This is a genomic window from Bradyrhizobium sp. 87, from assembly GCF_023073015.1.
Classification (GTDB): domain Bacteria; phylum Pseudomonadota; class Alphaproteobacteria; order Rhizobiales; family Xanthobacteraceae; genus Bradyrhizobium; species Bradyrhizobium canariense_D.
Genome location: NZ_JADPIQ010000062.1, coordinates 73,955 through 87,575, shown reverse-complemented (window position 1 = coordinate 87,575; position 13,621 = coordinate 73,955). Strand labels below are relative to the sequence as shown.

Genomic DNA, 13,621 nt, shown 5'->3' with positions numbered 1-13,621 from the left:
GATGGCGACGGCTTTCGCGCCGAAATCGTCAATCGCGGCGCGAAACCCGTCATTCCAAACAAATCCAACCGGGTAACCCTCCACAGCTTCAGCAAGCGCCTCTATAAAGGGCGCAATGTTATCGAGCGCTGTTTCTGCCGGCTCAAGGATTTCAGGCGTGTTGCTACTCGCTACGACAAACTTGCCAGAAACTTCTTGGCCGCCGTCCACCTCGCCGCTCTCGTCGCTTATTGGATCAATTGAGTCTGAACCCTAGGCAGAAGCAGAACGGCCGCTAGTATCCGCCCAAATTGAGTCACAGGGAGGGACCTCAAGTGGTCAACCACAAAATCTCGCGTCGTACGCTCTTGACGGGCACTGCCGCAGCTGGCGCGCTCAGCCTGACGGGATTGCCGGCGCGTGCCGAGGTGAACTGGAAGAAATACGCGGGGACCAAGCTCGAGGTGATCCTCGCCAAGGGCCCCCGCGGCGACAACCTGCAAAAATACGTGAAGGAGTTCACCGAACTCACCGGCATCCAGGTCGAAGCGGAGCAGATTCCCGAGCAGCAGCAGCGCCAAAAGGTGGTGATCGAGTTCACCTCGGGACGGCCGAGCTTCGACGTCGTCCATCTCAGCTACCATGTGCAGAAGCGGCAATTCGAGAAGGCCGGCTGGCTCGCCGACTTGACGCCCTTCATGAAGGACCCGGCGCTCACCGCGCCCGATCTCGTCGAGGGCGACTTCTCGGCAGCCGGCCTGCAATACGCCAGGAACGACAAGGGCCAGATGCTGTCGCTGCCGTGGTCGGTCGATTATTTCATCCTCTACTACAACAAGGAGCTGTTCGAGAAGAAGGGCGTCACCGTTCCCAAGACCCTCGACGAGATGGCTGCGGCGGCCGAGAAGCTCACCGATACCAAGGAAGGCATCTACGGCTTTGTTGGGCGCGGCTTGCGCAACGCCAACATGGCGATGTGGAGCAACTTCTTCCTCAACTATGGCGGAGAATTCCTCGACGCCAAGGGCAACATCCTGACCGACGGTCCGGAAGCCATTGCGGCGACCAAGCTGTATCAGACGCTCCTGACGAAATCGGCACCCCCAGGCGTCGCCGGCTTCAACTGGATGGAGTCGATGGCCTCGTTCACCCAAGGCCGATCCGCGATGTGGATCGACGGCGTCGGCTGGGCGCCGCCGCTGGAAGATCCGGCCGCCTCGCGCGTCGTCGGCAAGGTCGGCTACACCGTCGTGCCCGCCGGCCCCAAGGGACAATATTCCTCGACCTATGGCGACGGCATCGGCGTTGCCGCTGCGAGCAAGAACAAGGAAGCCGCCTATCTGCTCTGCCAATGGGTGGTCTCGAAAACCCAGGGCGCGCGGCTGCTGCAGGCCGGCGGCGGCGTGCCGTTCCGCAACTCGATCCTTGGCGATCCCGAGGTCCAGAAGGGCGTCAAGACCAAGGAGTGGCTGCAATCGGTGATCGATTCCGGCAAGATCAGCAAGCTGGGCCTGCCCGTCGTGATTCCGGTCGCCGAATTCCGCGACATCGTCGGCGCCGCGGTCACCGCGACCCTGTCCGGCGCCGATCCTGCCGCCGAGCTGAAGAAGGCCAACGATCAGTACCGGCCGATCCTGGAGCGTAGCGAGAAGGCGTGAGTGCGTTGACACAATCGACTCCGGGCGCGGCACAGTCTGATGCCGCGCCGGAGAAGGAGTTGCGGCCGCCGTCCTACTGGCCGTTCGTGGTCCCGGCGCTGGTCGTCGTGATCGCGATCATCATCTTTCCGTGGGTCTTCACGATCTGGATGAGCCTGAACGAATGGAAGGTCGGCTCGTCGACCACCTTCGTTGGCTTGTCCAATTATCTGCGGTTGACGAGCGATCCCCGCTTCATTGAGGCCATCGGACATACACTGGTCTACACCGCACTCTCCGTGCTGCTGCCGCTCGTGCTCGGCACGTTTGCGGCCGTAGTGTTTCACCAGAAATTCCCTGGCCGCGGCTTTCTGCGCGGCGTCTTCATCATGCCGATGATGGCGACGCCGGTGGCGATCGCGCTGGTCTGGACCATGATGTTCCACCCGCAGCTCGGCGTACTGAACTATCTGCTGTCACTGGTCGGAATCCCCGCGCAGCTCTGGGTATTCCATCCCGCGACCGTCATTCCCTCGCTGGTGCTGGTCGAGACCTGGCAATGGACGCCGCTGGTCATGCTGATCGTACTCGGCGGCCTGGCAGCGATCCCGACCGAGCCTTACGAAAGTGCACAGATCGACGGCGCCAGCATCTGGCAGGTGTTCCGCTTCATCACCCTGCCGCTGATCATGCCGTTCCTGTTCATCGCCGGCATGATCCGCATGATCGATGCCGTGAAGAGCTTCGACATCATTTTCGCGATCACGCAGGGCGGTCCGGGATCGGCGTCGGAGACGATCAACATCTATCTCTACAGCGTCGCCTTCTCCTATTACGACCTCGGCTACGGCTCGGCGATCGCGGTCGTGTTCTTCCTGCTGATCGTTCTGCTCGCGGCGGTGATGCTTTATGCACGCCAACGCATGCTGTGGACCGAGATCGCGAGCGGCACATGAGTCCAAGGCAAATCATCGGCAAGATCGGCCTGTGGTTCTCGGTGTTCCTCATCGTGTCGCCGGCGATCCTGTTCTTTCTCTGGATGCTGTCGCTGTCGCTCAAATTCGAGATCGACAACGCCGCCTACCCGCCGGTGTTCTTTCCCGAGCATGTCGCCTGGAAAAACTATGCCGACGTACTCGCCTCCAACCGCTTTCTGACCTATTTCATCAACAGCCTGATCGTCACCGGCAGTGCGACGCTGCTTGCCCTGCTCGTCGGCGTTCCCGCCGGCTACGGCATCGCACGCATGGCCGCGCATAAATCCGCGATCGTGATCCTGATCGCCCGCATCACGCCGGGCCTGTCCTATCTGATCCCGCTGTTTCTCATGTTCCAGTGGCTGGGACTGCTCGGCACGCTGGTGCCGCAGATCATCATCCACCTCGTGGTCACGGTGCCGATCGTGATCTGGATTATGATCGGCTATTTCGAGACGACGCCAATGGAGCTGGAAGAAGCAGCCCTCATCGACGGCGCCACGCGCTGGCAGGTCTTCCGCCATGTCGCGCTGCCGATCGCCAAGCCTGGCATCGCGGTCGCTTTCATTCTCGCCGTGATCTTCTCCTGGAACAACTTTGTCTTTGGCATCGTGCTGGCCGGACGCGAGACACGCACCTTGCCAGTCGCGGTCTACAACATGATCTCGTTCGACCAGTTGAGCTGGGGGCCGCTCGCGGCCGCCGCGCTGATCGTCACCCTTCCGGTGCTGCTGCTCACGGTGTTCGCCCAGCGACAGATCGTCGCCGGGCTCACCGCGGGTGCCGTCAAGGGCGGGTAGCTACTCCGCCGGTGCCGCGTGCATGTCCGCGTGCGGCATGTAGGACTCGCTCGCGCCGAGCCTGCTGGCCGCGAACAAACCGGCGGCCATCACGGCATAGGCGAACGCGACCGCGGGCGTGACGCCAAAGCCGCCGCCGATGCCGACGGCTTCGCCGTGCATGAAGCCGAAGTAGGTCAGGACCGCACCAACCAGCGCAAACGCCGAGGCCTTCTCGAAGTCGCGCTCGATGATGAAGACACCGATCGCACCCAGGATCAGGCCGCCGAGGATGGAGCCGCCGCCCATCACTTCGAGTCCGTGATAGAACACGCCCTGCTGAGGCAGTGCTGCGATCGCCGCAGCCTTGACCGCGTCGGCCTTGTCGGCGGCCATTCCGCCGACGGTCGCAGCCGCGTTCATGGTCGAGCCCAGCATGGTGTCGATCTGGAGCTTGGCCCAGGCGGCCAGATGCGGCGTCAGCGCCAGCACGATCGCGGGCGCGTGCTTGACCGGCGTGGTCTGGAACGCCTGCGCGCCGATCAGCATGCCGATATAGAGCAGGATGGGCGAGATCGCGACGACCGGGACCAGCGCCAGCAGCACCGAGATGATGCCGAACCAAGCCAGCACCACCACCATGATGCCGGTCGCAGCCGAGTAACCAATGCGGCCGCCCATCGCCTTCCAGCCGGGATGGCCGATATAGACGGCGTTGATGAAGGGATTGCCCATCAGGCAGCCAATCAGGCTGACGATTCCGTCGGCGGTGAGCACGCGCGTGGTCGGATATTCGTCGCCGGCGGCCTCCGCGCTCTCGACATTGTCCATGGCCTCGACGAGATCATAGATGCCGAACGGAATGGCGGTAACCAGAATGATTCCGAGGAATTCGAAACCGGAGAAGACGTAGCCTACCGCCGGGATCGGCACCGAGAAGCCGAAATTGGCAAAGGCATCACCGACGCCTTTGACGCTCAGTCCACCGAGACCGAGGCCGAACAGGTTCGAACCCCATGCGATGACCATGCCCACCGCGATCGCGACGAGACCGGCGGGAATGCCGCGCCAATATTTCACGCCACCGAACCAGCTCACCAGAATGATGGCGAAGCAGACCAGGCCGATCTGCGGCGTCATGTACATTTCGAGCGCCGGCCGCATCGAGATGAAGGTGACGGATACGCCGGCGAGCGTACCGAGCAGCGCCGCGCGCGGCGTGATTTTTCGAATGAACGGCGCGATGAAGCCGCCGATCATCAGGATGAAGCTCTGGAAGAACACCCAGACCAGGCCCGCCGACCAGCCCTTGAGCGGATCGCCGGTCTTTATCGTGATCGGCAGCATGATCACGAAGGTGACGATGAACATGTGCGGTACGCTGACGCCTGACGGTAACGCACAGACGTCGTTGCGGCCGGTCTTCTGTGCCAGACGATAGGCGAGGAACGCGTAGTAGAAGGTGGAAAGGCACATCATCAACCCGAGTGCGGGAAGGATGCGGCCGAACACCAGTGAGTCGGGCATCTTCAGCACGAAGCGCAAGAGGCCTGTGAGCACCAGCATGTTGACGAGGATGTTGGTGCCGAAGCCGAAAAACGCGTTCCAGTCGCCCGGTGTCCATAGTGCTGGCTTGAACTCGGAGGTGCCGGCCGTCCCTGTCGTGCCTGTGCTCATCGTGATGCCCCTACGCTGATGTGGAAATCTTCATCGCCTCCAGAACCGCGGCTGAGCTTGCAACCCAGCCGAAGATGCCGCCCTGGGCCTTGATCATCTTCAGGCCCATCTCGTGAAATTCGGGAAAGTAGGATGCGCAGCCGTCCGAGATGACGACGCAGCGATAGCCGCGGTCGTTGGCCTCGCGCACGGTGGTGTTGACGCACACCTCGGTGGTGACGCCGCACACTAGCAGATTCTCGATGCCGTATTTCTCCAGCACGTCGGTGAGCTCGGTGGCGTAGAACGCGCCCTTGCCGGGCTTATCGATCACGATCTCGCTGTCGAGCGGATAGAGCTCCGGGATGATGTCGTGGCCCGCCTCGCCGCGAATGAGAATGCGTCCCATCGGACCAGGGTCGCCGATGCGAAGGGATGGCGCGCCGCGCTCGACCTTCGCCAGCGGCGCGTCGGAGAGATCGGGCAGATGGCCCTCGCGCGTGTGGATCACCAGCATGCCGGTCTCCCGCGCGGCCTTCAGCACCGCACCGATCGGCTTCACCGCGCGCGCGAGCTGGCTGACGTCGTTGCCGAGCGTCTCGCCGAAGCCGCCAGGCTCCATGAAGTCGCGCTGCATGTCGATGATGAGGAGCGCGGTAGCCGACCAGTCCAGCTTGACCGGCTCCGGTTCGGCGATGATGACACCCAATGTCGGCTTGGTTGAGTTCAACATGACTCAAGGCCCCCGCGAGAACTCTCGTTGCCCGGAGTTCTGCAAGCGCCGTGCCATTGTGTACAATGGCAATCGGGCGGACAGCGCGGGAAAATTTCCTGCGCCGTCAGAATGTTATGAGGAAAGCCGGGGTCTGCTTATTCGCTGTGCGGCGGCTTTTGCGACGTGCATTTGCCCAAAGGATGAGCGACAACGAAGCTCGCTTCTACCGGGCAGTATCTCCGTACAGCCGTCGATATTCTTCCTCATACGGCGCGTAAGAATCCTTCAGCGTCGCCATGTTCAGCAGCATGGTCGCCACCACCGAATTCGTCTTGTCGAACACGCGCGTCTTCACCCAGGCGCTCTCGGTGCGTCGGCTGCCGGAGAGCGCGACGACCTCGCGCTCGACTTCGTAGTCCTCGTCCACAAACAGCGGGCCCTTCACCAGCCTGATCTCCTGGTCGGCGAACAGGCCGACGGCCGGGCCCTTGGCCGGGAGAGGATCGTCCTTGGAGCGGTACTGGAACAGCACGCTCAGCATCTCCATCGGGATGATCGCCCTGCCCCACGGATTCGCAGAAGGATTGCCGGCGCCTGAATAATACGGCGAGGTCTCGGTGATGACGGCGAGCTTCTGCCGCAGCGAGAACGGATAGAGCTCGCCCATGATCTGGTCGAACGCCATCCGCACCGCCTGGCGCCGGCTCGTCTGCGCCACCTTCACGTCGCGCAGGATCACGGGATCAGTGAGCGGCTTGAGTTCGCCAAGACGCGCCTCCAGCGCGGTTGCGGCCTGCGGTTCTCCGACCGAGGCCGTGCCACGCAGCACCTCGGTGCCGTCACGTTTGACCATCTGGATCTGGCACTGGCTGGTGCCGGGCAGCGGCTTCGACAGGATCGCCTGCACCTCCTCGCCTTCGTAACAGACGCTGCGGTAATGCGCGGAGAGACAGCCGCTCTCGAACCAGACCTGTCCCCACAAACGCGCGCCGAGCGGAGCAAACTGGCTGAAATGGGTCGGGCCCTCGATGGTGCCGCCCTTGAAGCCGAGCTTCTGCGCGGTGGCGTCGTCGTGGATCGAGGCGTGCGCGTCGTAGGTTTGGGATTGCAGCATCTGACGCGGCTGACGCCACGGCCCGATCAGAGCGCCGTCGGTCTCCGTGATCTCGGTATCGAACACTTGTGCCGTCATGGTGTCCTCCGCAAGCAAGCCATGACTAGCAGGAGCGCCACGGATGCGGCCAGCGATATTGACTTCGCCTGTGCATGCCCTTGACTGTCACAATTCGCGTCGCGCAGCCGCTCCTCCCTCCCGCAGCGCAAACCCCAAGTCGAATAAGAGCCGACCAAGAGACGAGGACTTCCGAAATGACGCTGATGCAGGTCGAGCTGGACGACAAATACCGGCTCGAATCGAAGCGGATCTTCCTGTCCGGCACGCAGGCGCTGGTCCGGTTGCCCATGTTGCAGCGCGAACGCGATCGACTTCAGGGCCTCAACACCGGCGGCTTCATCTCGGGCTATCGGGGCTCCCCGCTCGGCATGTACGACCACGCGCTGTGGCGCGCGAAGTCATACCTCCAGCAGCACGACATTGCCTTCGTCCCCGGCCTTAATGAGGACCTAGCGGCGACCGCCGTCTGGGGCAGCCAGCAGGTCGGCCTGTTTCCCGGCGCCAAGGTCGATGGCGTGTTCGGCATCTGGTACGGCAAGGGGCCCGGCGTCGATCGCTCGGTTGACGCGCTCAAGCATGCGAATGCCGCCGGCACCTCGCTGAATGGCGGCGTACTCGCGCTTGCCGGCGACGACCATGGCTGCCAATCCTCGACACTGGCACACCAGAGCGAGCAGGTCTTCGCAGCGGCGCTGATCCCCGTGATCAACCCGGCGACGCTGCAGGATTATCTCGACCTCGGCCTTTACGGTTTTGCGCTGTCGCGCTTCTCCGGCTGCTGGGTCGGCTTCAAGGCGATCAGCGAAACCGTGGAGAGTTCGGCGTCGATCTACAGTGATCCCGAACGCATCCAGATTAAGCTCCCCGACGATTTCGAGATGCCGCCCGGCGGCCTCAACATCCGCTGGCCCGATCCGCCGCTGGACGCAGAGAGGCGCCTGTTCGGCCCGAAGATGGCGGCGGTGCAGGCCTTTGCGCGCGCCAACCAGCTCGACCGCATCGTGCTCGACTCCAGGCCGGCACGGCTCGGCATCGTCGCGACCGGTAAGGCTTATCTTGATCTGCGGCAGGCGCTGGCCGATCTGGGCATTTCCGACAAGGACGCGGAGGACCTTGGCCTGCGCATCTACAAGGTCGCGATGACCTGGCCGCTGGAAGAAAGCGGGGCCAAGCGCTTCGCCGAAGGGCTTCAGGACGTGCTGGTGGTCGAGGAGAAGCGCGGTTTCATCGAAGACCAGCTGATGCGCATCCTCTACAATATCGATGCGTCCAGGCGCCCAACCGTTACCGGGAAGCGCGACGAACGCGGCGCGCCGCTATTGCCGAGCGAGGGCGAGCTGACGCCGACCATCGTTGCATCCGCACTGGTGGCGCGGCTGCGCAAGCTCGGCCACCACAGCCCAGTGCTGGAGCAGCGCCTCGCCCGGCTCGAGGCCTTCGACACTCCTGTTCCGGCCTCCGGGCAAATCAAGCTCGCGCGCACGCCGTTCTTCTGCTCGGGTTGCCCGCACAACACCTCCACGCGCGTGCCCGAGGGAAGCCGAGCCATGGCCGGCATCGGTTGCCACGGCATGGCTCTGAGCATGCCGACGCGCCGCACCGATCTGATCTCGCATATGGGCGCCGAGGGCGTGAACTGGATAGGACAAGCGCCCTTCACGACCGAGCAGCACATTTTCCAGAATCTCGGCGACGGCACCTACACCCATTCCGGGCTGCTCGCCCTTCGCGCGGCATCGGCCGCCGGCATCAGCATCACCTACAAGATCCTCTACAACGACGCCGTCGCGATGACCGGCGGCCAGCCGGCCGAGGGCGGCTTCAACGTCGCCCAGATCGCGCATCAGGTCTGGGCCGAGGGCGTCAAGCGGCTCGCGATCGTCTCGGACGATCCGACCAAATACCCTGACACCAACTACTTCCCGCAAGGCGCGACCGTCCATCATCGCCGCGAGCTCGACGCCGTGCAGCGCGAGCTGCGCGACATCCAGGGTCTTACGGTCGTGATCTACGACCAGACCTGCGCCGCGGAAAAGCGCCGCCGCCGCAAGCGCGGGCTCTATCCGGATCCCGCCAAGCGCGCTTTCATCAACGAGCTCGTCTGCGAAGGTTGCGGCGATTGCTCGCAAGAGTCGAACTGCGTCTCGGTGCAGCCGCTGGAGACCGAGTTCGGCCGCAAGCGCCAGATCGACCAGTCGAACTGCAACAAGGACTTCTCCTGCGTCGAGGGTTTTTGCCCGAGCTTCGTCACCGTGCACGGCGGCACGCTCAAGCGGATCAAGACCTCGGCGGTGGATTCAGGCCAGTTGTTTGCCGACCTGCCGCTGCCACCCGCGCGTGAGCTGGACGCATCCTACAACATCCTCGTCACCGGCATCGGCGGCACCGGCGTCATCACCATCGGCGCGCTGCTCGGCATGGCCGCCCATGTCGACGGCCGCGGCTGCTCGGCGCTGGACTTCACCGGCCTGTCGCAGAAGAACGGCGCGGTGATGAGCCATGTGCGCATCGCCGCGAAGCCGGAAGACATCTCCGCGGTCCGGATCACGACGGGCGGCGCCGACGTCATCCTCGGCTGCGACATGATCGTCTCGGCCGGTCCCTCCGCGCTCAGTCGCGCCGAGCGCGGAACGACGAAAGCGTATATCAACGCCGACCTGCAGCCGACCGCGAGCTTCGTGCAAAACCCCGACCTCGATTTCGAGATGGGGACGATGCAGACCGTGCTGCGCGACGCCGTCGGCGACAAGAACCTCGACATCATCGATGCCACCGGCATTGCCTCGGCACTGATGGGCGATTCGATCGCGACAAATCCCTTCATGCTCGGCTTCGCCTTCCAGAAGGGCGCAATCCCGCTGTCGCTGGAAGCGCTGCTTCGCGCCATCGAGATCAACGGCGCCGCGATCGAAATGAACAAGCTCGCCTTCACCTGGGGACGCCTCGCCGCCCACGACATGTCGCGGGTGCGGAGCGTGCTGCAATTCAGGAGCCGAACCTCCGCGCCGACAAAGTCGCTCGACGACATCATCGCAACGCGCGCGGAGTTTTTGACCGGCTATCAGGACAGGGCCTACGCCGATCGCTACCTCGCCGCCGTCGCCAAGGTGCGCAAGGCGGAAGCAGCAACCTCGCCTGCTAGCACGGAGCTGACCGAGGCTGTCGCGAAAAACCTGTTCAAGCTGATGTCCTATAAGGACGAATACGAAGTCGCGCGGCTTTACACCGATGGCAGCTTCTCCAAGAAAGTCTCGGAGAAATTCGACGGCGACTTCAAGCTGAAGTTCTATCTGGCCCCGCCGATCTTCGCGCAGCGCGACAAGACGACGGGACACCTCCAGAAGAAGGAATTCGGCGGCTGGATGATTCACGCCTTCCGCCTCCTCGCCGGGCTGAAGTTCCTGCGTGGCGGCGCGTTCGACCCGTTCGGCCGCACCGAGGAGCGCCGCACCGAGCGGAAGCTGGTCGCGGATTATTTCGACATGATCGATCAGCGCATCGCCGGGCTGAAAGCGGAGCAGATCCCGCTGCTGACGAGGCTCGCGCGGCTGCCGGAGACGATCCGCGGCTTCGGGCATGTCAAGGAAGCCAACATCAAACTGGCGGCGGCGGAGAAGGCGCGGCTGGAAGCAGAACTGGAGAACAGCCGCTTTGCTGCGGCTGCGGAGTAGCGGAAGACTGGCGCTACATTCTCGGTGTCATCGCCCGCAAAGGCGGGCGATCCAGTACTCCGAGGCGGTTGTGATTAGTCCGATGGGCTGCGGCGTACTGGATGCCCCGCCTGCCGCCTACGCTAAAGCTTCGGCGCGCCCAGACTTCGACCTCGGCGAAGCCTTGGCGTAGCCGGGTCGCGGGGCATGACAGCGGTGGAAATGGCTAGACCAACGCTGTGGCCGCACTCGCCCCGGCCACACTCCCCTCCGCCAGATGCCTTCCTGCGATGTACCCGAACGTCAGTGCCGGTCCCAACGCGATCCCCGGCCCGGGACAATTGCCGTTCATGATCGAGCCCATGTCGTTGCCGCAGGCGTAGAGGCCCGCAACCGGCGTGCCGTCCTCGCGCAATACGCGCGCCTGGGCATCCACCTTCATGCCGATCGCCGTGCCGAGATCGGCCGGATAAATCCGCATCGCAAAGAACGGCGCGTAGAGGATGGGCGCGACGCAAGGGTTCGGCTTGTGGCTGATATCACCAAGGTGTCGCTGAGAGATGGTGCTGCCGCGACCGAACTCGGGATCGCGGCCGTCCTTCGCATCGGAATTGTAGTTTGCGATCGTCGCCGCGAGTATCGACGGCTTGATGCCGATCTTCGCTGCGACCTGCGCGATATCAGCGGCCTCGACCAACTCGCCGCTCGCCACATAGCGTCTGATATTGCGGGTGAACGGCTTGATGCGGCCTAGGCCGTAACTCCACAGGAACGGACGGTCGCAGATCAGATAGAACGGCCGGTCCGATTCGCCGTCACCGTCACGCAGCATCGCGAGCACGAACTCGTGGTAGGACAGCGCCTCGTTGGCGAAGCGCCGGCCGGCCGCATTGACCGCGATCACGCCGGGCTTGGCGCGGTCGGTCGCTGTATGCGGGAAAACACCACGGCTTCCATCGGCACGCCGGAACAGCGAGGCCGGCACCCAATAGGCCGGGCTCGTCGCATCCGTATTGAGCGCTGCGCCGGTTACAGTCGCGAGGCGGAGCCCGTCACCCGTGGCGGACGGGTGGGTCGCCGAGATGAATCCGGCAGCGGGTGGGAAGAAGCGCTTGCGCAAGGTTGCGTCGTGCGAAAAGCCGCCGGTCGCCAGCACCACACCGCGCCGCGCGGCGATCAGGCGATCGCGCGAGCCATGACGGATAATTACCCCGCCGACCCGCTCGCCCTGCGTGGACAGGCCTTCGACGTCCGCACTAAAGAGGATCTCAACCTGCCGGGCCAGCAGCGAGGCATACAGCCGTGCGGCGAGTGCGTTGCCAAGCTGCAGCGTCGTGCCGCGCGGGCCGCGCAGCCGCTGCCACGCATGCTCCGAAACCAGCCGCGCCGCGCGAAGAGTCGAGCGCAGCGATCTTCCGGCCCGGTGCAAATGCGGGATGTCGAGGCGGTTGACCATCATCCCGCCGAACAGCGTGAACTCCGGCACCGGCGCGCGCAGCCGCGCGAATGCGGCCCCCAGCCGCGTGCCGTCGAAGACGACCGGCTCGAGCACGCGCCCGCCCGGCGTCGCGCCCAATCGCTCCGGATAATAGTCCGGACACGCTTCCACCGGCTGGAGCCGCACTTGCGTGTTGGCTTCGAGATAGGTGACCGCCTCCGGTCCGCGCGCGAGGAAAGCGGCGCGGAGGCCCGCATTGGCGGGCTCCGGCACTGTGCTCGACAAATATTGCACGGCGTCCGTTACGCTATCGGAGAGCCCCGCCTCTTCCATCTTGGCATTGGCGGGAATCCAGACCGTGCCATCGGACCACGCGGTGGTGCCGCCGACGAAAGCGGTCTTCTCGATCACCAACACGCGCAGGCCTTCGGCGGCGGCGACGGCCGCGGCCGTCATGCCACCGGCACCGGCGCCGACGACGATGACATCGTAGGTCTCATGCGCCGGCATCATGCGGCGGGGTTCCCGAAGCGAGGCATGACACCGTCATACCCCGCTTAGGCGCCCACACGCTAGCGGGCCGGCTTGCGCTCGACCGGGTCGATATCGATCGCCCGCAGACGGCCGAGCCGCAGGACGTCCATGGCGAGCCGCCGGCCGATCCGGTCGCGGTCGAGCACACGGATCAGATCGTCGACGCCGTTGATCTCGACGCCGTCGAGGCCGATGACGACATCGCCGGACAACAGGCCCGCCTTCGCCGCCGGCCCGTCCGGCTCGATCTGCGCCAGCAGCGCGCCCATCTTGTTCTCGACACCCGCCAGCAACGCGTGCCGCCGCGGGATCGGCGCGGTCTGGCCGGCCACGCCGATATAGGCGCGACGGACATAGCCGTGGCGGATGATCTCCGACAGCACGAATTGCGCGGTGTTGCTGGCGACCGCGAAGCAGATGCCTTGCGCGCCGTTAATGATGGCGGTGTTGATGCCGATCACCTCGGCATTCGACGATACCAGCGGGCCACCGGAATTGCCGGGGTTGAGCGCAGCGTCGGTCTGGATCACGTCCTCGATGGTGCGGCCACTGACCGAGCGGATCGAACGCCCGAGCGCCGAGACCACGCCGGCGGTGACGGTCGATTCAAAGCCGAGCGGATTGCCGATCGCGATCACGAGCTGGCCCCGCCGCAAGGTCTTGGAGTTGCCGAGCGCCGCATAGGGCAAGTTCCTCACGCCATTGGCGCGAAGCAGCGCAAGATCAGTGTCGGGATCGACGCCGAGCACCCGGGCGTCGCCGACATGGCCCTCGACGTCGCGCAGCCGGATCTCCTTTGACGAGCCGACCACGTGGCTATTGGTGAGCACGAGCCCATCCGGCGAGATCACGATGCCCGAGCCGAGCCCGCCGCGCTCGCGGCCGTTCGGCACTTTTGGTCCGGTCTCGACGCGCACGACGGCCGGACCGACACGGTCGGTCACGTCGATCACGGCATTGGAATAGGCATCCAGCACGGCCCGGTCATCGACCGGGACAGATGCCGGCGTTCGCGATGACGATGCGTCAGAAGTAAAATCCAACATGATAGGAGTCCTTGGGGCTCACACAGATGGTGGCCT

General features: G+C 64.3%; 10 protein-coding genes. 5 read left to right on the top strand and 5 right to left on the bottom strand.

Going from position 1 to position 13,621, the window contains the following annotated elements:
• The 4 genes from IVB50_RS15845 to IVB50_RS15830 all read left to right on the top strand — a co-directional run.
• The coding region (locus IVB50_RS15845; RefSeq protein WP_247296352.1) for a transposase at nucleotides 1–243 on the top strand (243 nt) is incomplete at its 5' end.
• Nucleotides 244–314: 71 nt separating this feature from the next.
• Nucleotides 315–1,637 carry an extracellular solute-binding protein gene (locus IVB50_RS15840; protein ID WP_247296350.1) on the top strand — a complete coding sequence of 441 codons (1,323 nt, stop codon included), beginning with the start codon at nucleotides 315–317 and terminating at the stop codon, nucleotides 1,635–1,637.
• Nucleotides 1,634–2,572, top strand: a complete 939-nt coding sequence (locus tag IVB50_RS15835) for a sugar ABC transporter permease (RefSeq protein WP_018457161.1) — start codon at nucleotides 1,634–1,636, stop codon at nucleotides 2,570–2,572. The genes IVB50_RS15840 and IVB50_RS15835 overlap by 4 nt, the downstream gene beginning before the upstream one ends.
• Nucleotides 2,569–3,393, top strand: coding sequence for a carbohydrate ABC transporter permease (locus IVB50_RS15830; RefSeq protein ID WP_204510551.1), 825 nt, complete (start codon nucleotides 2,569–2,571; stop codon nucleotides 3,391–3,393). Before IVB50_RS15835 ends, IVB50_RS15830 begins: the two co-directional genes overlap by 4 nt.
• Here IVB50_RS15830 and IVB50_RS15825 read toward each other — a convergent pair whose 3' ends face one another.
• From IVB50_RS15825 to IVB50_RS15815, 3 genes are all read right to left on the bottom strand, one after another.
• Nucleotides 3,394–5,049, bottom strand: a complete 1,656-nt coding sequence (locus IVB50_RS15825) for a regulator (RefSeq protein ID WP_247296347.1) — start codon at nucleotides 5,047–5,049, stop codon at nucleotides 3,394–3,396. It abuts the gene before it with no gap.
• A gap of 10 nt (nucleotides 5,050–5,059) precedes the next feature.
• A complete protein-coding gene (locus IVB50_RS15820) occupies nucleotides 5,060–5,761 on the bottom strand; it encodes an isochorismatase family cysteine hydrolase (RefSeq protein WP_247296342.1) in 702 nt (233 codons plus the stop codon).
• 205 nt (nucleotides 5,762–5,966) lie between these two features.
• Nucleotides 5,967–6,935, bottom strand: a complete 969-nt coding sequence (locus IVB50_RS15815; RefSeq protein ID WP_247296339.1) for a hypothetical protein — start codon at nucleotides 6,933–6,935, stop codon at nucleotides 5,967–5,969.
• 176 nt (nucleotides 6,936–7,111) lie between these two features.
• Between IVB50_RS15815 and IVB50_RS15810 the strand changes: the two genes are divergently transcribed.
• Nucleotides 7,112–10,588: an indolepyruvate ferredoxin oxidoreductase family protein gene (locus IVB50_RS15810; protein WP_247296336.1), complete on the top strand. Its 3,477-nt coding sequence runs from the start codon at nucleotides 7,112–7,114 to the stop codon at nucleotides 10,586–10,588.
• A gap of 205 nt (nucleotides 10,589–10,793) precedes the next feature.
• Here the strand turns inward: IVB50_RS15810 and IVB50_RS15805 are convergent, their stop codons facing one another.
• A complete protein-coding gene (locus IVB50_RS15805) occupies nucleotides 10,794–12,518 on the bottom strand; it encodes an FAD-dependent oxidoreductase (protein ID WP_085362228.1) in 1,725 nt (574 codons plus the stop codon).
• Nucleotides 12,519–12,577: 59 nt separating this feature from the next.
• On the bottom strand, nucleotides 12,578–13,585 hold the full coding sequence (locus IVB50_RS15800) for a trypsin-like peptidase domain-containing protein (RefSeq protein ID WP_247296333.1): 1,008 nt from the start codon (nucleotides 13,583–13,585) through the stop codon (nucleotides 12,578–12,580).
• Nucleotides 13,586–13,621: the final 36 nt, after the last annotated feature.